Consider the following 18,064-nt stretch of genomic DNA (forward strand, 5'->3'; position numbering starts at 1 on the left):
GGGGCTGCTCCGAACGGCCCGAGGTCGGGAAGAGCGGGTATCGCTCGCATCGCAGGTCCCGCCTTGAGCTGCGAGCTTGTCAGGTCCGGCGCGGAAGGAGAGGTCCCAGTGGGCCGAGGTCGAGATTGAGGTCCTCCAGCGCATAGCCGTGCTGGGCGCACAGGTCGGCCAGCCGGTCGTGTAGCGCCATGAGCGTGGCCCCCAGCTCCTCCTCCTGTTCATCTGTGAGGTCTCCTGCATCCACGCGGCGCAAAGCTTGGCGCTCGATGAGCTGACGCAGCAGCTCGACAAGGGTGAGGACGAGTTTGAGCAGGTCTTCTTCCACCGTGTCGCGGTCGGTGTACATACGGTGAGCCGCGTGCGAGGGGGTGTCGTGCGACGTGGGAGGTGCCTGAATGAGCCGGAAGGCTTGCGACATCGAGTCGCCGACGTCCTTGAGGCCGGGATCGGGGTGCGGCGGCCGGTCGTGGTGCCGTGTGGGGTGCTCTTCACTCATTTTGGCCGCCTGGGCCGCCGGTGACCGGACGGTTCTCAGAGCTGACGGACACGATGAGAGCGCGCAGTGAGATGCGGACCAGATCGATGTCGGCGATGGACAGAATGATGTCGCCGGTGATGACCACACCGCCGCTGAGTAGCCGGTCGAGCAGGTCCACGAGCGCCACTTGGCGCCCTGGCATCGGCTCTTCGCGCTCTGTGAGGGTCATGAGCCGTGCTCCTCGCCGGTGGTCGGGTACTGGCGCTCGGCCGGCGGCATGGCGAAGGAGTAGGGCGCCCAGGGCCCGGTCACTTCGACACGAATGCCGTCGAAGACGCCGACAGCCTCTTCGATGGCGGCCCGGAACGGCGCCGCGTTCGCGTCGGGGACGAGGTAGGCGTCGTTGAGCACGTTCTCGGCGGGGCCGGTCAGGGCGCCGCGCTGGGTGGGGTGTCGCACGTGCTGCGAGGCGTATCGGGAGGCGATGGCTCCGACGATGTCGGCGGCCTCTTGTGCTTGGCTGTACATGGCTTCCTGGGCGTTGTGCTGGGCCCTGCGGCGCTGCAGGTATGCCTTGCCAGGAGTGGTGGCAGCATTGGTGTCGGCGTCTGTGGCGGGTCTGGCCTCGGCATGGGCTCCGGTGGGCGCGAGGTAGATCTTCACGCCGAATTCGGTGTGGGCGGTGAGCTGGGCGAGTCTTTCGGCGAATGCGTCCTGCTGCTCGGCGAGAGCCTGGCCGGCGCGGTCGTCGTCCTGATAGACGGTGGCCATGCGCAGGGGAAGGACCGTGGTGTGGGTGGAGAGTTCCTGTACGACGTCGTGATGGGTGCGGGCGACATCCTCGAGCCAGTCCAAGTCCTCGAAGTGGTTCTTCAGCGCGCTTTCGTTGAAGTCACGCCGCGGTACGTGGCTGGTCGCGAAGGCCAGGGGCGGCGCTGTGCCGCTGGATTCAGGGGATGCGGTGACCAGCAGGACAGGGGACCCGTAGATCCCGCGGAGGCCCTTCAGGGTCTCTCTAAGGCCTGCCGTGAGTGGGACTGCGGCGTAGACGTAGGTGAGGGCGTCGTCGGGTGTGGTCATGGCCGGCGGTCCCGTTCGCTCCCACTGCCCGTACCTCTTTCGGGTTCCCCATCGGTGGTGCGCGGCGGGATCTCTTGACCGTCGAGGCGCTCGCGGCGCAGGGCCTCCAACTCAGCTCGCAGTCGGCGGTTCTCCTGCTCGAGGGGGCTGCCGGTGTGACGCGACGAGAGCGAGGGGTCGTGCTCCCACCAGTCGATGCCCATTTCCTTCGCCTTGTCCACGGAGGCGACCAGTATCCGGAGCTTGATCGTCAACAGTTCGATGTCGAGAAGGTTGATGCGAATGTCCCCGGCGATGACGATGCCCTTGTCCAGGACCCTCTCCAGGATGTCGGCGAGGCTGGACGTGCTCTGCCCGTACGGCACCGGGGCGGCTCGGGACGGGAAGGAACCGAGTCGGTCGGGTAGTGGCTCAGACACGATGGCGGCCTCGCTTCCCCGTCAGGGAGATTGCCGGCGGAACTCTGCGATCTCTGTGAGCCGGTCGATCAGCTCGTCCTCCCGACTGTCGAATGTGGCCTGGTCGATCTCGCCCGTCAGCAGGCGCCTCTCCAAGTCGGCGAGCTCGCGCCACACCGGCGCCGGGTCGTAGTACTCGTCCTCGGCCTTCTCGGCGACGCGCTGGGCGGCCCAGATGACGGCCTGTACCGGCGCGACGGGGAGGGTGAACAGGCGTGTGAACAGTCCCATGGCTGGTGTCCTCCGTCCTGGGTTTCCGAGGTCGCAGGGTCACTGAACAAAGCTGTACGGGGGCAGTGGGCCGGTGAGCCGGAAGTCGACGCCGCCCTCGATCTGCCGTGCGAGGCTGGCCTCCGCTGCCAGGAAGTCTTCTGTCTGGTCATGGGGGACCAGTAGCGAAAGATTGAGGAAGTCGGGGCTGGAGGGCGGATGGATGGCGTGCTCTCGGCTGTAGGGAATCAGTGCTTGTACGAGTCCCGCTGCCAGTGAATCTTGGCGCTCCTGCACTTCGCGGGCCACCAGTTCCCCGAGCGCGAGGGACAGCTGCGGGTCCTGCGCACCGGCACGGATCCGCTCGTTGAGTTCCCTCGCCTCGGGGAGGTCCTGGAGGATCTGGCGCAGCAGCTCGTCCTCATCCGCCTGGGATGCCCTCACGTGGTACTCGGCGCAGCCTTCAAGTCGCGCGAGAGTGGCAAGGTAGCTGTCCGTGTTCTCTTCGAGGGCCGTCTGGACGGCCTGATCGTCGGAGGCGAGGTAACCGAACTGCAGCGGCAGGATCACGGCGTCGGCCATGAGCGATTCGAGCACCTCCTGATGCACCTGGAGGTCTCTGCGCTTGGGCCGGATCTCTTCCGAGATGTCGCTGACCACTGCGCACAAGGATCCCGCGGTGACCGCGCGCACGGGTGAGGGCTGGGCACCCACCCCGGTCATGCCGTCGAGGCGGAGGGGATGGTCCTTGGCGATGATTGCGTACACGTAGAGCGCCATCGGTCACTCCCTCTCCCGGGGTGCCGGGCGGCGGGCGGGGCGCCGCTTCCGGGGGGCAGGTTCTTCTTCGACTTCTTCCTCCTCCGGTTCCTCCCGCTTGGCGGAACGGCTGGACAGGGAGTCGGTCACGGCTTCGACCGCCCCGCTGATAGCACCCTTGGTCTTGCCGCGGGCGCCGCCTTCCATCATGGTTCCGACGACCTCGGGGAGCTGAGCGGGTGCCTTCCGGCCTGCTTCGAGATCGAGCCGGTTGCATGCTTCGGCAAACCGCAGGTAGGTGTCGACGCTGGCCACCACGATGCGGGCGTCGATCTTGATGATTTCGATGCCCACCAACGAGATGCGGACGAATACGTCGATGACCAGACCGCGGTCGAGAATGAGCTCCAGCACGTCATAGAGGCTGCTGCTGCCACCTGTGCTGCTTCCGCCCCTGCTTATGCTGCTGCCGCCCTGCGGCACGATGGTCATGGCGCCTCCTTTCCCGGGCGGCCTGTCTTCAGGTCGGCCGGTCGATCATGCCTCGGCTGTACCGGCGGGTTCGTTCGTAGGAGATCAGCTGTCCCTCCGAATCCAGCGCGACCTTGTAGCTGGCCATCACGCTGGTCGTGTCGGGGATGCGCTCCAGTTCCACCACTTCCACTTGCGCCTCCCAGCCGTCCTCGGTCGGCTTGAGCGACGAGACGGAGTCGGGAACCCTCCCGAGCAGTTGGGCCAGTTGCCCGGCTGCGGACCGCATCGCCGCAGACGCGCCGGGAACCCCTGACCGCCGTTTGGCGGAAGCGCTGCGGGCCGGCGGCCGTTCCCGTTCCTCGGCTTCCTCGGACGGGCGGGGGCGGACTCTCCTGGGACGCGTGGGTTCTGCTGCGGCCATGTGGTCACTCCACTGGGGGACACCGCTTGCTAAAACTACAATTTCATCATATAGGGACATACATCCTGCATCGGGGGTAGGCGGTGTATAGACCGCCCGAGCGGGGCCGTTTCTTCGGCTGCCGGCACTCAACACCAGCCCGCGCAGTCCGCGCGCCCGGACCGGTTTTCCTGGGCGGCGACGTACAGCCCGCAGCGTCCAGATGGAGGGATGCAGCTCATGGAGGACACGACCAAACTCGCGCTCGCGGCCGCCGTGGCCGGGGGTTACATACTGGGGCGCACCAAGAAGGGCCGCCTCGCATTCTCGGTGGCTACGTACCTCGCCGGCCGCCGCTTCGGCCTCGAGCCGAGTCAGCTCCTGACGCAGGGCCTCACCAAGCTCAAGGAGACGCCCCAGTTCGCTGAAATCACCGACCAGCTGCGGGGCGAGGCCCTGGATGCGGGCAAGAAGGCGCTGGGAGCCGCAGCAAATCGCAAGCTCGGCGACCTCGCCGACTCGCTGCACCAGCGCACCCTCGAACTGACCCGTGGCGGTTCGAGCGAGGACGAAGAGGAGCCCTACGAGTACGAGGACGAATACGAAACCGAGGGCGAAGACGAGGACGGCTACGGGGAGACGGAGGAAGCGGAGGACGAGGAGGGAGAAGAACCGGAGGAAGCGTACGAGCCGGAAGAAGACGAGGAGGAAGAACCGGAGGAAGCGTACGAGCCGGAGGAAGAGGAAGAGGAAGAGGAAGAGGAAGAGGAAGAGGAACAGCCCCCGCCCCGCAGGCGCGCCCGGCCCGCAACCCGCACCCGCTCTGAGGCCCCCGCGAGAAGGCCGCGGCGACCGAGCACCTCCAAACCCGCAGCGCCCGCCAAACGGCCGGCGGCGAAGAAGGCTGCGGCGAAGAAGAGCTCAGCGGAGAAGACTTCAGCGCGTTCCGCACCCGCCAAGAGGGCCGCGCCGACCAGGAAAGCCGCGCCTGCCAAGACCGCTGCCAAGAAGCCGCCAGCCAAGAAGGCGACGGCCAAGAAGGCGACGGCCAAGAAGGCGACGGCGAAGAAGTCCGCAGCGCGCCCGCCGGCACGTAAGACGGCACCGGCCAAGAAGAAGACTGCAGCGCGCGCACCCGCACGCAAGACGGCGCCGGCGAAGAAGACCGCGGCACGCACGCCCGCACGCAAGACGGCGGACAGGAAGACGGCGGCGAAGAAGACGTCAGGCCGTAAGCCGTCGACGCGGAGGTAGGTCATGGCACAGTCGGAACGCGCCAGCGAGCAAGAACCGAAGTCAGGGATGGACCAGCTGCTCGAAGAGCTGACCTCATTCCTGGGAGCCCAAGCCGGGCAGCTTGCAGACAAGGCGACGGACAAGCTGGGGGAAGTGACCGATCAGCTCACGGACGTGGCGCAAGGCAACGGGAAACTCTCTGACATCGCCGGTATCGGGGGGCGGATGCTGCAGGGCGACTCGCCCGTGAAGGCGATGATGGGGCAGGGCCTCAGTGGCCTCAAGGACAAGGTGACCGACGCCGCCTCCCAAATCTTCGGCAAGGGCAAGAAAGGCCGCAAGAGCGGAGGCAAGGTCGTCAACATCGTCGAGTTCATCGACGTCGGCCTGCCACTGCGCACTGTGTATGACCACTGGTCGCAATACGAGGACTTCAGTGGCTTCGCGAAGGGCGTTCGCAGCGTCTCACGCAACGATGACACCACCAGCGACTGGAAGCTCAAGGTCGGGCCCTCGACGCGCGGCTGGAAGGCCACAGTTCAGGAGCAGATACCTGACGAGCGGATCGTATGGAGTTCCGAAGGCGCGAAGGGAAGCACCCGCGGCTGCGTCAGCTTCCACGAGCTCGCTCCGTCGCTGACCCGCATCGTCGTGGTAGTGGAGTACTACCCCTCCGGACTCTTTGAGAAGACCGGCAACCTGTGGCGCGCCCAAGGCCGCCGCCTGCGCCTGGACCTCAAGCACTTTCTGCGGCACGTCTCACTCACGACCGAAGAACCGGAGGGCTGGCGAGGCGAGATCCGAGACGGCGAGGTTGTTGTCACCCACGAAGAGGCACTGGAAGAAGAAGGCGAGTACGAGGACGGCGAAGACGAGGGTGAGGCGGAAGGGGAGTACGCAGAAGACGAGGACGAGGACCAGGTGGAAGGGGAGTACGAAGAGGACGAAGAGGGCGGCGAGTTTGAGGACGGCCAAGAGCCCGAGGAGGAAGGGCCTGAGGAACCTGAAGAGGAACCCGAGGACGAATACGCCAATGGCGAGGAGGAATATGCCGAGGAGGATGTTCCTGAAGAAGACGACGAGGCCGAACCCGATGAAGCAAGCCGCCCTCGCCGCAGCCGAAGGTAGGGGCGATGCAGAAGCACGCGACATGAGGGCCAGGCTGGTCGCTCAGGAGGGTCGGCGTTCGTTTCTGTCGGCCCTCTCAGCCGTACCCCTAAACCGACGTTGAACTCCGCGAGTTCGAAAGCAGGCGAGGGTCCGTACCCGGGCCAAGGGCATCCCAGGGAACCTCGGACCAAGGCACGGGCCGTGTCCTGTATCCAATCGCCCAGGTTTCAGCATGCGGTCGTGGGGTGATGCAGAGGCAAGTGGCCGTTGAGTTGGATGGGAGCGTACGCGTCCACGAGGGTCTGGTAGTCGTTCGGCAACCGGATGGCGTGCTCCGCGTGGAGGCGGTCCCAGGTGGAAGGGTCCGCGTAGCGGTTCTGTGCCTGGCCGAGCATCGCCATGACGGCGTGAAAGGCCGAGGTCAGCCCCGCGAGGGCGTGGGCTGGCCGAACCCGCTCTCTGCAGGAGGGTGGTTGGGCTGGAACGCGACAGCCGACAGGTCGGCAGTGACGTCGACGGCCTCGTAGCCGTACGTGCACGCCGGTCCTCGGCCGCTTCCTGTGTGACTCCGACCGATGGTTGAGCCGCTGGAGGGGCGTCTCGTGCAGGTCGGAGAGGGAGGTGACGGTTCACAATTGGCCGTTCGCTGACCGCTATTTGGCCACTTGGGGCATCGGAGGAGTGAATGTGCACCCACCCGCTAGTGGGTAACCGAATGTGACTGATTGGCTGCCTTCCGTAGTTGATCTTTCGGTTCCCTCCTTGGGAGAGGTGCATGTTCGACATCAAGATGACGAGGTCAACGCTGCAAGCAGGTGCGGCAAGGACCTCACGGGGCAGGGCTGCCGTTCGGGCGGTCGCCTTGGGTGCGCTGGCCGCGTTGTCGCTTGCGGCCGGGATTCCGGCCAGTGCTGCGGCGGCGCCGGAACCTGTTGAGTGGGTGGCACTCGGCGACTCGTACACGGCTGGCGTGTTCGTCGGCGAACCCCGCCCGGCGCTTGGCAGTGCGGACCGTGACGGCTGCGACCGCACGACGGGCGGGTACCCGAACCTTGTCGAGCGCAGGCTCACGGCGGAACCGCCCGCGGGCCGGCTGGTGCAGCTGACCGACTTCAGCTGCGGCGGCGCCACCATCAACGAGATCGCCTCGGCCCGGCAGACCCCCATCAGCCCGGTGCAGGCCCCCGAGGACGGCTGGCCCAGCGTGGCCCCCCAGGTGGACCGGACCAAGCTGAGCGCGAGCACCGATGTGGTCACGATCGGCGTCGGCGGCAACAGCCTGCCCTTTGGCAAGATCCTCACGTCCTGTCTGATCGCCGGCATCGGCCAGCCGGACGAAGCCACCCCCTGCCGGGACTCCTACGAGGCGGGCGGCCCGTTCCTCGACCCCGAGTCGATCTACGACAAGTACGACCGGGTCACCCGGGAGTACGCCGGCATGCTGCGCGCCGTGCACGAGAAGGCGCCCAACGCCAAGGTCATTACGGTCGGATACCCCACGATCGTCCCGGAGGACCCCACCACCTGTGACCGCCAGGACACCACCGAGCTGGCGGCCGACGTCAACGGCGTCGGGCGGATCTCGGCCACCCACGGGGACATCGCCTGGCTGGGCGAGGTGAACACCCACCTCAACGCGATCATCGAGGCCGTCACGGAGCTGAGCGGCGGCACGTACGTCGACACCGCCACCTCCAGCGTCGGCCACGACGCCTGTCAGCCCTGGGCCACCAAGTGGGTGGAGGGAGTCTGCGGCGAGGCCGACTCGTACTGGCCCAGCGAGGTCGCCGTCGGACCGCTCACCCTGACCTGCTCCGGCGGCAACCGGGCCACGCTCGTGCACCCCAACGCTGGCGGCCACGCCAACACCGCCACCCGGGTCGAAGCCGCCGTCCGCACGGCACTGACCACTGAAACATCCCAAAGCTGAGAGCAAATCTCGGACGGTAGGGCTCCAGGGGGCATACCCCCTGGAGCCCTAGAAGATTTGGATGCCTCCCGGGTGGCTGGACGGGAACAGCGCGGAGTGCCGACACAGGCACGAGCCCGCCCCTCCTTGGCCAGACGCCGGCACCACCAGGAAGTGGTCGGCCTTGCGCTCGTATCGACGGTGCAGGCGGTGGCACCCGGACAGCCATGCCACAGGTGCGCTCCACGGTCCAACGGTTCTGGCGAAGGTTTGGCACTAGCTAGTTGCTCCACCGTGACCCTCACGGCAGTCGGCCTGGCTTTCAAGGCAGTTGAGACGACCTTTTAGTCGGCGCGGTGGGCCTTGTGCGGAGTTACCCGCAGCCGCACCGTCGCGGGGAGACGGGTCTGCCCGGTGGATCGGCGGGCGCGTTCAAGCGGGCCGTCGCCCAGTGTTTGGAGGACGGAACCGGGCTCGCCGTCGGAGGCGAGGGTGAGGTCGAGATAAGCCTCCGGATGCTTGGCCGAGCCGTCCATCCGTGCCCGGGCCTTGTGGACGCCGGGCTGTTGTCGGGCGTCGGCGGCCAGAGCGTCGCTGAGAGCGCGCTCGCGAAGTTCCACGCCGTCCACAGCGGGTGGCCCTCCCACGGGTATCTGGCCGGGGTGTGTGCGGCGCAGTTGTGTCAGCAGCCACCACAGGGCGAGCAGGACGACGATGACCAGGACCGCGATGACCACGGGCCACCACCATCCTTGATCCGTCCAGCTGTTGCGATCGGCGGCGTCGAGCAGGACTTCGTCGGGAGGGGTCATGGGCCAGCCGGTGGGCGGCGTCAGCTCCCAGCGCCGGTACACGTCGAAGCCGCCCGCCAGAATCAGGATGCCCGAGCCGAGCAGGACGATGCCTGTCAGGGCCAGAAGGACTCGGTTGACCGCGGATTTCCTTTTCATGGCCGTTTCCTGTCTCTTGCTCGTCCGTGGTCGTTCAGCGACGTCACTTCCGACGTGGGCGCACCCGTACGGAAAGTCCAGGAGGGCGGGCGAGGGCGAGCCGGTCGAGTTCCTCCTGCAGAACGACCAAGAGATCGGCCCTGACGTCGTCGGGGGCACGGAAACGTACGTCCGCCCGGGCCCCGACGCGGTGCTGGAAGACGCGGATCCTGGCAGCACTGACGCCGGGGACGCGCATGGCGGCATCCCGCAGACGGAGTGCCGCGGCGTCGCGATCCAGCACGGCGTGCATCTGCCCGTCGGAGGTCTGGAGGGGCACCTCGTGTCGCAGGCCGGGGGTGAGCGCCAGGACGATCAGCCAGAGTCCGAGAAGGCCGATCACGGCCGCGCCGATCTGTATCCAGATGTCGTCCAGCGGGCGGGTGGCCAGTTCGTCGGCCAGGCGCGTGCGCCAGGCCGCGGCGGGCTGGCCCGCACGAACCCTGACGATGTCGACCAGGAGGGTTCCGGCCGCGGCCCCGATGAGCAGAGCGGTGAGAGCGGCGGGTATCCGGCGTTCGGACCACCTGCGCCCAACCTTCGGCCGCGGGCCTGGAGGAGCATGCGTTTCCGGCTGCCCCACCGTGCGGGAGGTGCCCCCGTCTGTTGCGGTGGTCTGCTCCGTCTCAGCCGACGGGTATTGGTCCCGTTTCATGGCGACTCTCCTTCCCGGTGTCCCTGCGGACCGGTTCACTGCACGCGTCGGTCTTGCAGGCCGCCGGAGGGGACCAGGTGCTCGACGGCGAGCGTGACTTCAGTGACGCGCATGCCGGTCAAATGAGCGACCCGCTCGCTGACGTACTGCTGCACCTGGCGGGAGGCACGAGCGAGGTCCATCGGGTAGGGCAGGTCCAGGGTCAGCGCCAGCCGGGCCGTGCCGCTCCCGACGGTGACCGAGGCGTGCGGAGTGGCCAGCTTCACATGAGCGGACGAAGTGTCCGCCTGCGTGGCGAGAGCCTCCCACGCCGCGCGGGCCGCGATACGGGCCACCACCTTTTCCGGGATCACCGTAGCGCCGCGCTCGGCAGCCGGCAGGACCGGCCGGGTGGCTGCTGCTCCGCCGGGCAAAGCAGCGGCAGGCTGCGATGTCACTGCCGGTCCTTGGAACGCGTGAAGTCGGAGAGATCCAGGTCACCCTGCAACATGCGGCCGAGCACCAGGCCGACCAGGCCCAGGAACGCCACGAGCAGAAACGCCCAGAAGCCGCCGAAGAATGCGGCGAAGCCCAGGGCCATGCCGGCAAGCAGGCCCGTGGTTGCTGCGCTCATCTCACTCACCTGAATTTCACGTCGATCGTCTTTTTGCCCGTCGGCGGAACGCCGTGGGCTGCGAGGTCACTGCACGCGGCCCTCGCCTTCCTCGTCGTCCTCCTCGTCGGGCAGGTGGACGTCGTCGACGGCGATGTTCACTTCGACGACCTCCAGGCCGGTCATGCGTTCCACAGCCGTGATCACGCTGGTCCGTACGTCGGCGGCGATGTCCACGATGGCGACGCCGTACTCCACGACCACGTCGAGATCGATGGCGGCCTGCCGCTCGCCCACCTCGACCTTCACCCCGCGACTCACGCTGGGACGCCCGCCTGGGACCTTGTCCGTTACCGCCCCGATCGTGCGCGCCATGCCGGAGCCGAGGCTGTGGATGCCCGGTACCTCGCGCGTGGCCATTCCTGCGATCTTTTCGACGACGCTGTCTGCGATGGTCGTCCGGCCCCGCGTCTCTGGAGCTGTTCCGGCACCGGTGTGGCCCGTGAGGGCCTTGCCGCCGCGCCCCGGCGTGCTCCCGCCTCCGGTGGGGTTGATGGTGTCCGACATGAGGACCTCCCCAGGGTGTCCATCCGGGCGCCGGTGCGGTGCCCTCATGCTTTAGACACGTCGCAGGGGGATTCCTCACCCGGCTCGTAGGACGCCCACCGCATACCATCGAGGAGTGCGTACGCAGGCCGCGACGACCGTCTCCCGGCAGAAAGCGAGCGGCGGATGCGCAATCGGACGAGACCCCCACCTGCGCCCGGTACAGAGCTCCCGCTGCGGCAGGCGTCGCGGCCGATCGCCGACGGTGCTGCGGACCGGGACACTCCCGACGACCTGGACGACAGCGTCCTGGCGGTACGGGCTTCTGAAGGGGATGAAGAAGCCTTCGCCGTCCTGGTTCGTCGGCACGGTGGCCGTTTGCTCGCCCTCGCCCAGCATCTGCTCGGCAACCGCGCAGATGCCGAGGACGCCGTCCAGGACTCCTTCCTCAGCGCATGGAGGCGGCTACCGGAATTCCGCCACGGAGCCTCGTTCGGTACATGGATGTACCGCATTGTCACGAACCGTTGCCTCAATGCCTTGCGTCACCAGCCACGCCCTCTGCCGCTGGATGTCATCTCCGAACCAGCTGCTGCGGACGCGGACAGCTCACCGCCCCGAGTGGCTGAGTCGGACGCGGCTTCAGCTGCCCTGGCGCAAGCGCTGTTGGAACTGCGCCCAGAGCTACGAGCGTGCTGGGTCCTGCGGGAGCTCCACGGCCTGCATTACGAGGAGATCGCCCATGTGGTGGGCAGCAGTGAACAAGCAGTGCGCGGCAGACTCTTTCGCGCACGACGCGTTCTGATGGAGGCGATGCGCCCATGGCGCTAGACGACCCGCACCTCACCTCCCACGACGAGCCCAAGAACGTCGGCGCCGCAGGGACTGAAGCACCGCCGATTCCTGACGCCGAGCGGTTGGTCGGCGCGGAATTGCTGCCCTGCGGACGCCCCCTCGGGCGCGCCTGGGAGCAGGCGCGCGACCTCGCCGACGCGCCAGACCCGCACGGCAGCAGCTGCCCATACTGCCAAGAGGCTGTCGAAGGGCTGGCAGCCCTGGACCGGGCCACCCGTGCGTTGCTGGCCGAGGAACAGCCTGACAGCCACAGCGTCGCCATCCGGGTCATCAATGCGGTCCGGGCGGAGGTCCGCCTGGGGGCGATGCTGTTGCTGGACGACCCCGATCACAATCTGCGCATCGCCGAGAGTGCCGCAGCGAAGGTGTTGCGCGGTGCGGCCGATGCTGTACTCGGCACCCGAGCTGCCAGCTGCCGCCTGACCCCCGTAGAGGGTGGCCACTCCATCACCATCACGGTGGCTGCCGCGCTCGACCAGCCGTTGCGAGAACGCGCTGAAAGGGTGCGCCAAGCTGTCCTTTACGCCGCTGAGCACACCCTTGGTCTGGCCGTCACAGTCGTCGACCTGGAAATCAACGCGGTGCTGGAACTCCCCCTTGCGTCGGGTGGCGAGCAGCTCGAGCCGAGCGGACGATGACCACATCCCACCGTGAGGACATCCAGCAGGCGGCAGTCGCAGCAGCCCTCGCCGCTCCCGGTATTGCGGCGCTCCAGCCTGCGCTCGCCGACCGGCTGGCACTAGCAGCCTCCCGCGTTTACCACCCCATGACGGTTTGCACCGCCTCGCACCACGAGGCGGCCGGTATTCGTTGCCAGCAGACTCCGGGAGGAGGGTGGCACGTGGAAGTGCGCTGTATCGTGCACGCCGACCGTCGTGTCGTCGACGTCGCCCGACGCGTTCGCGAGGATGTGCGGTCTGCAGTCACCGCCCGCTTGGCCGAGCGTGCCCCAACCGAACCGGTCACCGTACTGGTGACGGTCACCCGCACCGTTTAGACGGCCCACTCGCGCGCCCTGCCTGCCGTGCGCGCCCGCATCAGCTATCGGCTCGGCAGCCGCCGTCCGGCGAGCCGATCGATCTGACGTGGTCAGAGTTTGAAAGTTTGAAAGCGTTCTTGCCCTTTTCCTTCAGGTAGCGGCCCTTGCAGCGCGGCGCCTTTGGCCGCAGTGCTCTCGTTGCCCAGGGCATGCGCTGCTTTCCTTACCGCCTTCCCGATCGCTTGTTCGACCTCGGCCTTGATCTTCTCGCTTGCGCTCATGCCCGCTCCTCCCGCGCGTGCCCCCGCCCGAAAGCCCCGCCTCGGATCAGCGAGTGCGATCGAACCGAGATCAACCCTGTTCAGCCGGGCTGAGGGGCGCGCCGCCGCAGTGGAGTACGCCAGTCGGGCAGGGTGGAAAATGGAGCTATGGCAGACGACGCCAGCCCGATGATTGAGGCGACGCTGTACGACGCGACGCACTACGGGGGCCGCGCTGTCACGGTGCCGCCTGACAAGTGGGACGAAGGCGGGGAGGCGGTCGCGTACTCGCTCGCCTATCTGGGCCTGAGCCGACTTGGATCCCTGCGAGCGCCGACCTTGTCCGCTCACCCTGACGATCTGTTCCGGCAAGAACTACGCTGGGTAACGACCATCACCGTATGGGTGCACAGGCCAAGCAGCTGGTGGGCCAACGAAGGCGAGCGGGGCCAAACCTGGCAAGACTACGGCGCCGACACGGCGGATCTGGGGGTATGGACCCCGAGGGTGAAATACGTTCGCGTCTGGAAGGACACGGCGAGTGGCCCGGCGGACGCGGACATCCTCGCACACGATGGTGCGCCGATCGTGATCGTGGAGTGAACGGCCTGGAGGACCGGGTTGTGGGGGCCGAGGCGGGAGAGCGCTTCGGTTACGCCATGGCCGTCGTGCTGAAGAGCCGCTGGACATCGAGAAGAGGCGGCGAGGCGCTCGGATCAGGCGGTCAAGGTCTCTTTCTTGGCTTGCCGTAGTCATGGCTCGTTGCACCAGGAGCCGGAGGAGGCCGGAGTCCGCGTAAGCGACTCCTGACATGTCGATGATCGTCCGTGCTGCTCGGCTGCGAACTCGGCGACGCCGCAGGCCCCCTGCTCGTCGGCGTCATCGCCGCAATCACCACCCTGCCCCTCCCCGCGGATGCGCCGCCCTCGCGCTGCCGCCACTGCGCAGGGCGCAGGCGTTCGGGCACCTCCACATCGATCTTGATGGACGACTCTCGCGTAGTGCGGTTCACACGGAGTCGACAGGTGACGGCTCCGCTCGGGTCAGCGCCCGTGAGCGTTCCTCCATCGGTGCCTGAGCGGATGGACGTCATAACCAGGCCAAGGGCGGCCAGGCGTCTGCCTGCCTGGTCGGTGACGATCAACTGGGCGGGGAGGTCGCGGGGCTCAGGGACAGCCTCAACGCGCAGCCGGTCGGAACTCGTCGGCGGTAGCAGTGAGGCTGGGCCGGACAGATGCAGGAAGCTCGCAGGCAGATCGATGGGATCGCCGTACCTCCGGCAGCGCTCGAAGTCCGAGACTGCGCGCCGGCCTTCCGGGGTGTCAGGGTCGGTGAAGCTGAGTGCGATGTGGAGCGGCTGGTCGCGATCGGCGCCCGGATAGGCAGGGAGGACTTCTGTTCCCGTGTGCAGTCCGGGGCCGGCGGTGATTCGGAAGTTGTAGTGCGGGTCCAGCTCGGCCAAGCGATCGCACAGCTGTCGTAGCCGTGTGGTGGCATCGGCTGCGTTGGCGACCGGGGCGATGTTCCTCCGGGCGATCTCCTGGAGCAGGTGCCCGAGCTCTGCATGGTGGTCGGCGAAGTAGAACCGACGGACGGCCGGGTGCTCGACAAGCCGAGCCTTGATCCACGTCGCCCCTCGCCATGAGAGAGGGAAGGGGAATTTCGGCTGGAGGCTGTCAAACCACTCCAACTCCGCCGGGTTGAGATCGATCGGCACGACGACGTCCCAGCTGACGGGCCGGAGCAGAGCAGCGCGTGTCAAGGACCTCTCGACCTTGGCGCGTCGGCCCTTCGTCATCCTGCCGATGAAGGACTTCATCTCGAAGACGTGCAGCCCGCCAGTGCCGGTGAACTGGGCGTCTCGACCTCCGTCGCCGCCGATTCCGTCCACGCGGAGGAGCGTCGGATGCATGCAGCTCAGGAGCACGGCGATCGCCTGCTCGAAAGTCATCGGATCGTTCGGCCACTGCACGTCACCCACGCGTGTCCCCCTCCGCGGCCAGACGTCATTCTGGTACCACCTCGACGGTAGCGTGAGCCGCTGACATCGCAGCCGACTACGCTCTGTGCGACGTAGCCTCGGGCGTCACCCACCTTCCCGGACCGGTGATGGCGGGTGGGGGCCGGTGTACAGCCGGCTCGGTACCACCGGATCCAGGTGGCAGAGTCGCCGCTGCGCTCGTTCGCCCGGACGACGGCGCGGTAGTGATCCGTGTGGAGGCCGGAGGGGATACGGAGGCACGCAGTGCTTTCGGCTGGGGTTGGGCGTGGTCAGCGGCCAGATCGGGCGGGTGCGCGCGGCCCAGGGTCGGTCCGCGCGGCCGGGCGGACCCTGGTGACAGTGGAAGGCAGCGAGACGGCGGGCCGCCGAGGCGGGGGCGTGCGGGGAGGGAGCCGGTGGCCTCGTGCCAGCGGCACCGGACTGCGGAGAGGGCGGATAGGGTTCGGCGGCTGCCGATGGCCAGTTGGTGGACGGAGGTGGCCTCGTCCGCGGTGAGCGCTGTGATCCGGTCAGCCACGGCGACGGCCTGCCGGAGGAGAGCGCGTTGAAGGACCTTCTGGCCCCAGTGCTCTGGTGCCCCCACAGGGTAGGTGAGCAGGTCGAGGATCTCGGCGGGGCCGGGGCCGGGGCCGTCGCGTAGCAGACCCTTCTGCTGGGCCTCCCAGAGCAGGGTGATGGGGTCCACAGGTGCACCGCTGCGGGCGAGGGCCGTCAGGCTGGCGAAGAGCGCGGCGTGCAAGGGGTTCGTGAAATCGCCTTCATGGAGCCACCGCATCCGCAGCAGCTCGGAAGAGTGGGCGGTGGCCGTGGCCAAGAGCATCCGCTCGTCGTCCTCCGCCTCGGCTGATGTCTCGGCCGTCGGCTTGGGCGCCGGAGGAGTCCGGGGCATCGATCCGGGGTGGGAGGGGAAGGCGGTGACGAGCTCGACGAGGTATGTGGCGAGCTCGTCGCTTCTGGTGAGGACGGCCGTGGCAGGGGCGGGGCCCGGTGCGCGGGCGGCCTGGGCGAGGAGACCGGCATGGCGGCGCAGAACGCGGCGGGCGTGACCGGAGCGGACCATCTGCGCGTAAGCAGGGGCGTGGGCGTCGGTGGGGCAGACGCTGATGAGGGTGTGCAAGTAGGAGGCCGTCAGGGCTCGGGCCTGGGGCCGGGCCGCTTCGAGGAGCTGGTTCAGCCACACCGGGCTGGTGCGGTGGACTTCGGGCGCCGGCGGGGAGACTGTGCGCATCGCCGCGAACAGGACGCTGTGCGTGGTGTTGGCGAAGTGCTCGGGCTCGATCGGCCCGATGGTCTTGAGCCGCTCGGGAACCAGGAGCAGGGCCCCGAGCAGGGCCTGTTCGGCGTAGTGGACCACCTGTGGCGGCGCCGGGTACTGCAGGACATGCTTGTCGGCTTCGGTATGGGTGGCTTCGGACATCATGCCGCCAGAACGAAGTCGTCGCGGGTGAGTACGCGTTCGACGTGCGGTGCGACCAAGTGGGCCGCGAACAACGGATGAACGGCGTTCCCGATCTGGGAGAAGCGTTGGCCCTTGTTGCCCTGCCAGGGGTAGGCAGGAGGGAAGGACTGCAGGATCCCGGCCTCCTCGGCGGCGATGCGGATCGCCGGCGGCGCTGTCTCCGCCGGGCCCGTCGTGGTCCAGACGCATTCGTTGGCGCGATTGCCGAAGAACAAGGTGGCGGCGGGTTCGGCCAAGGCGCGCCCGGCCGCGTTCGCCTGGCTCTTGCTGCGCAGGACCCAGTCGTCCGCCCCCGCACCGAGGCGTCAGCTGAGATTCCTCCGTGCAGCTGCACGGACGTCCAGTTTTGAGGTTCTGGTCGCGGAGCGGGCGGTTCTTCCACGCGCCGCGGTCGCGGGCGTCGGGGAGGGTCTTGCGGGAGCCGGAGGGGAAAGGCTCCGGTCCGCCGCCGGGTCCGCCGCCGGCGCACACGGTGGGTACGGGCCCGTCGGTGCGTCCCCAGCCGAGGGCTTCGGCCATGGACACCCACGTTCGGCGGCCGGGCCCGAAGAAGGTCTCCGGCTCGCTGAACTTGGCGTGCGTCGGCTCGGGCGGGGCCGCCGTGCGGGTACGGGAGGCGATCAGGATCGCCCGCCGCCTTGTCTGCGGCACGCCGTAGTCGGCGGCGTTGAGGATGCCGCTCCAGGTGGAGAACCCCCAGGAGCGGAGCACGGCGGCGTACTGCTTCCACAGGGGCGCGACGTCGGGGACCTCCTCCATCAGTACCCATTCCGGTTCGCCGGCCTGGTGCAGGGCGTGGAGGTAGCGCATCGGCTCGGCGGCCAGCAGCGACCGCTGGTCCTGGCAGGCGGTGAGCAGCTGTTCGCGGGTGTCCTGGCCGGCGGCCAGGTCCGCCACGGCCTGGTGGACGAGCGGCTGGTCGATCAGGCCGAGGCGTTTGCCGGCCATGCTCCACGCCTGGCAGGGTGGGCTCGCTATCAGCCCACGGGTCCGGCCCACGAAGGGGCGAACGGGGTAGAGGGCGACGTCGGTGCGGATGGTGGTCTGGGCGGCTGCCGCGCGGGTCTTGCAGGTCCATTCGTCCCATTCCAGGCCGACGTCGCGTACGCCCAGGACTTGCAGGGCGTGCCCCCAGCCGCCCGGTCCGGCGAAGAGGTCCATGATGAGGTCGTTCATACGGCCAGCCCGAAGTCCTCGCGGCCCGGTTCGGTCGCCTGTGTGGGCGCGACTTTGGCGATGGCTCGGGCGGTGATGGCTTCGGATGCGGCCTTGGAAGAGGCGGCCAGCTCTCCGGCGCCCCGTTCGAGGTACCAGGGGCGAAGGTCGAGCATGGCGGCGCGAAGGCCGGTCGCGAAGAGCAGGGCGGTGCCCTTGGGCAGGGCGCGGATCCGGTCCGCGGGCAGGATCCGCTCCTGCCGCATGCTGATCGAGGTGGACTTGCCCGAGTCCGAGATGCTGGTGGACTTCGTTTCTACGTCGTGGTCGCCGATCAGCCGGGAGAGCTTGTCCGCGAAGTCGGGGTCGTCGATGCCGGACCCGATGACCTTGATGGTGGCCGCGGACAACATGGCGTCCATGCCCGCGTCGCCCCACACCTCCCGATAACGATCTTG

Annotated in this window: 24 protein-coding genes and 3 pseudogenes; 7 read left to right on the forward strand and 20 right to left on the reverse strand. The window is 68.0% G+C overall.

The genetic code is table 11. The features are described from left to right. Window positions 1–79: 79 nt before the first annotated feature. The 8 genes from ACFYYJ_RS09335 to ACFYYJ_RS09370 are packed head-to-tail and all read right to left on the reverse strand — an operon-like array spanning window position 80 to window position 3,880. Window positions 80–496 carry a gas vesicle protein K gene (locus ACFYYJ_RS09335; RefSeq protein ID WP_389130319.1) on the reverse strand — a complete coding sequence of 139 codons (417 nt, stop codon included), beginning with the start codon at window positions 494–496 and terminating at the stop codon, window positions 80–82. Continuing rightward, a complete protein-coding gene (locus tag ACFYYJ_RS09340) occupies window positions 489–707 on the reverse strand; it encodes a gas vesicle protein (protein ID WP_384591592.1) in 219 nt (72 codons plus the stop codon). The genes ACFYYJ_RS09335 and ACFYYJ_RS09340 overlap by 8 nt, the downstream gene beginning before the upstream one ends. Further along, window positions 704–1,558, reverse strand: coding sequence for a GvpL/GvpF family gas vesicle protein (locus tag ACFYYJ_RS09345; RefSeq protein WP_389130321.1), 855 nt, complete (start codon window positions 1,556–1,558; stop codon window positions 704–706). Before ACFYYJ_RS09345 ends, ACFYYJ_RS09340 begins: the two co-directional genes overlap by 4 nt. Beyond that, window positions 1,555–1,977 (reverse strand): gas vesicle protein, encoded by a 423-nt coding sequence (locus ACFYYJ_RS09350; RefSeq protein WP_389130324.1) that lies wholly within the window; start codon window positions 1,975–1,977, stop codon window positions 1,555–1,557. The genes ACFYYJ_RS09345 and ACFYYJ_RS09350 overlap by 4 nt, the downstream gene beginning before the upstream one ends. A gap of 21 nt (window positions 1,978–1,998) precedes the next feature. Further along, window positions 1,999–2,247 carry a gas vesicle protein GvpG gene (locus tag ACFYYJ_RS09355; RefSeq protein ID WP_385359620.1) on the reverse strand — a complete coding sequence of 83 codons (249 nt, stop codon included), beginning with the start codon at window positions 2,245–2,247 and terminating at the stop codon, window positions 1,999–2,001. Window positions 2,248–2,286: 39 nt separating this feature from the next. Continuing rightward, window positions 2,287–3,006 (reverse strand): GvpL/GvpF family gas vesicle protein, encoded by a 720-nt coding sequence (locus ACFYYJ_RS09360; RefSeq protein ID WP_389130327.1) that lies wholly within the window; start codon window positions 3,004–3,006, stop codon window positions 2,287–2,289. Between the two features lie 3 nt (window positions 3,007–3,009). Continuing rightward, a complete protein-coding gene (gene gvpJ, locus ACFYYJ_RS09365) occupies window positions 3,010–3,477 on the reverse strand; it encodes a gas vesicle protein GvpJ (protein WP_389130329.1) in 468 nt (155 codons plus the stop codon). Between the two features lie 28 nt (window positions 3,478–3,505). Further along, entirely contained in the window at window positions 3,506–3,880 is a 375-nt protein-coding gene (locus tag ACFYYJ_RS09370) for a gas vesicle protein (RefSeq protein ID WP_389130332.1), read from the reverse strand. A 219-nt stretch (window positions 3,881–4,099) separates the two neighbouring features. Here ACFYYJ_RS09370 and ACFYYJ_RS09375 point away from each other — a divergent pair, with 219 nt between their 5' ends. Both ACFYYJ_RS09375 and ACFYYJ_RS09380 read left to right on the forward strand, forming a co-directional pair. Next, complete coding sequence (locus tag ACFYYJ_RS09375) at window positions 4,100–5,113, forward strand: histone protein (RefSeq protein ID WP_389130335.1); 1,014 nt, start codon at window positions 4,100–4,102, stop codon at window positions 5,111–5,113. A gap of 3 nt (window positions 5,114–5,116) precedes the next feature. Continuing rightward, window positions 5,117–6,223, forward strand: coding sequence for an SRPBCC family protein (locus ACFYYJ_RS09380; RefSeq protein WP_389130338.1), 1,107 nt, complete (start codon window positions 5,117–5,119; stop codon window positions 6,221–6,223). Between the two features lie 209 nt (window positions 6,224–6,432). Here ACFYYJ_RS09380 and ACFYYJ_RS09385 read toward each other — a convergent pair whose 3' ends face one another. Beyond that, the gene (locus tag ACFYYJ_RS09385) at window positions 6,433–6,606 is read right to left on the reverse strand and encodes a hypothetical protein (RefSeq protein WP_385359635.1); all 174 of its coding nucleotides are present in this window, start codon (window positions 6,604–6,606) and stop codon (window positions 6,433–6,435) included. A gap of 539 nt (window positions 6,607–7,145) precedes the next feature. Here ACFYYJ_RS09385 and ACFYYJ_RS09390 point away from each other — a divergent pair. Further along, window positions 7,146–8,135: an SGNH/GDSL hydrolase family protein gene (locus ACFYYJ_RS09390; protein WP_389130342.1), complete on the forward strand. Its 990-nt coding sequence runs from the start codon at window positions 7,146–7,148 to the stop codon at window positions 8,133–8,135. Window positions 8,136–8,183: 48 nt separating this feature from the next. Here ACFYYJ_RS09390 and ACFYYJ_RS09395 read toward each other — a convergent pair. The 6 genes and pseudogenes from ACFYYJ_RS09395 to ACFYYJ_RS09420 all read right to left on the reverse strand — a co-directional run. Further along, a pseudogene (locus tag ACFYYJ_RS09395) lies at window positions 8,184–8,385 on the reverse strand (hypothetical protein); the annotation flags it as partial. A 73-nt stretch (window positions 8,386–8,458) separates the two neighbouring features. After that, window positions 8,459–9,064, reverse strand: coding sequence for an alkaline shock response membrane anchor protein AmaP (gene amaP, locus ACFYYJ_RS09400; RefSeq protein ID WP_389130345.1), 606 nt, complete (start codon window positions 9,062–9,064; stop codon window positions 8,459–8,461). Between the two features lie 43 nt (window positions 9,065–9,107). Then, the gene (locus tag ACFYYJ_RS09405; RefSeq protein WP_389130347.1) at window positions 9,108–9,758 is read right to left on the reverse strand and encodes a DUF6286 domain-containing protein; all 651 of its coding nucleotides are present in this window, start codon (window positions 9,756–9,758) and stop codon (window positions 9,108–9,110) included. Between the two features lie 35 nt (window positions 9,759–9,793). After that, the gene (locus ACFYYJ_RS09410; RefSeq protein ID WP_389130349.1) at window positions 9,794–10,195 is read right to left on the reverse strand and encodes an Asp23/Gls24 family envelope stress response protein; all 402 of its coding nucleotides are present in this window, start codon (window positions 10,193–10,195) and stop codon (window positions 9,794–9,796) included. Continuing rightward, window positions 10,192–10,371 (reverse strand): hypothetical protein, encoded by a 180-nt coding sequence (locus ACFYYJ_RS09415; RefSeq protein WP_384591635.1) that lies wholly within the window; start codon window positions 10,369–10,371, stop codon window positions 10,192–10,194. Before ACFYYJ_RS09415 ends, ACFYYJ_RS09410 begins: the two co-directional genes overlap by 4 nt. Before the next feature lie 66 nt (window positions 10,372–10,437). Further along, window positions 10,438–10,917, reverse strand: coding sequence for an Asp23/Gls24 family envelope stress response protein (locus ACFYYJ_RS09420; RefSeq protein ID WP_389130352.1), 480 nt, complete (start codon window positions 10,915–10,917; stop codon window positions 10,438–10,440). A 165-nt stretch (window positions 10,918–11,082) separates the two neighbouring features. Between ACFYYJ_RS09420 and ACFYYJ_RS09425 the strand changes: the two genes are divergently transcribed. The 3 genes from ACFYYJ_RS09425 to ACFYYJ_RS09435 are packed head-to-tail and all read left to right on the forward strand — an operon-like array spanning window position 11,083 to window position 12,748. After that, window positions 11,083–11,727: an RNA polymerase sigma factor gene (locus ACFYYJ_RS09425; RefSeq protein ID WP_389130355.1), complete on the forward strand. Its 645-nt coding sequence runs from the start codon at window positions 11,083–11,085 to the stop codon at window positions 11,725–11,727. Further along, window positions 11,718–12,389, forward strand: a complete 672-nt coding sequence (locus tag ACFYYJ_RS09430) for a hypothetical protein (protein WP_389130358.1) — start codon at window positions 11,718–11,720, stop codon at window positions 12,387–12,389. Before ACFYYJ_RS09425 ends, ACFYYJ_RS09430 begins: the two co-directional genes overlap by 10 nt. Next, window positions 12,386–12,748 carry a hypothetical protein gene (locus ACFYYJ_RS09435; protein WP_389130360.1) on the forward strand — a complete coding sequence of 121 codons (363 nt, stop codon included), beginning with the start codon at window positions 12,386–12,388 and terminating at the stop codon, window positions 12,746–12,748. Before ACFYYJ_RS09430 ends, ACFYYJ_RS09435 begins: the two co-directional genes overlap by 4 nt. 92 nt (window positions 12,749–12,840) lie before the next feature. Here ACFYYJ_RS09435 and ACFYYJ_RS09440 read toward each other — a convergent pair whose 3' ends face one another. Continuing rightward, window positions 12,841–13,011 carry a hypothetical protein gene (locus ACFYYJ_RS09440; protein ID WP_389130363.1) on the reverse strand — a complete coding sequence of 57 codons (171 nt, stop codon included), beginning with the start codon at window positions 13,009–13,011 and terminating at the stop codon, window positions 12,841–12,843. Between the two features lie 147 nt (window positions 13,012–13,158). On the opposite strand from ACFYYJ_RS09440, the gene ACFYYJ_RS09445 reads away from it, so the two are divergent. After that, window positions 13,159–13,593 (forward strand): hypothetical protein, encoded by a 435-nt coding sequence (locus ACFYYJ_RS09445; protein ID WP_389130365.1) that lies wholly within the window; start codon window positions 13,159–13,161, stop codon window positions 13,591–13,593. 121 nt (window positions 13,594–13,714) lie between these two features. Here ACFYYJ_RS09445 and ACFYYJ_RS09450 read toward each other — a convergent pair whose 3' ends face one another. From ACFYYJ_RS09450 to ACFYYJ_RS09465, 4 genes and pseudogenes are all read right to left on the reverse strand, one after another. Further along, a complete protein-coding gene (locus ACFYYJ_RS09450) occupies window positions 13,715–14,971 on the reverse strand; it encodes a hypothetical protein (RefSeq protein WP_389130368.1) in 1,257 nt (418 codons plus the stop codon). Between the two features lie 76 nt (window positions 14,972–15,047). Then, window positions 15,048–16,412: a DnaB-like helicase N-terminal domain-containing protein gene (locus ACFYYJ_RS09455; protein WP_389130370.1), complete on the reverse strand. Its 1,365-nt coding sequence runs from the start codon at window positions 16,410–16,412 to the stop codon at window positions 15,048–15,050. Beyond that, window positions 16,409–17,627: pseudogene (locus ACFYYJ_RS09460) on the reverse strand (DNA cytosine methyltransferase). Before ACFYYJ_RS09460 ends, ACFYYJ_RS09455 begins: the two are co-directional and overlap by 4 nt. Next, window positions 17,624–18,052 (reverse strand): annotated as a pseudogene (locus tag ACFYYJ_RS09465) (TraM recognition domain-containing protein); the annotation flags it as partial. The pseudogenes ACFYYJ_RS09460 and ACFYYJ_RS09465, both read right to left, overlap by 4 nt. Between the last annotated feature and the right edge of the window lie 12 nt (window positions 18,053–18,064).

The organism is Streptomyces sp. NPDC002467 (genome assembly GCF_042889825.1).
In the GTDB taxonomy this organism is placed as follows: domain Bacteria; phylum Actinomycetota; class Actinomycetes; order Streptomycetales; family Streptomycetaceae; genus Streptomyces.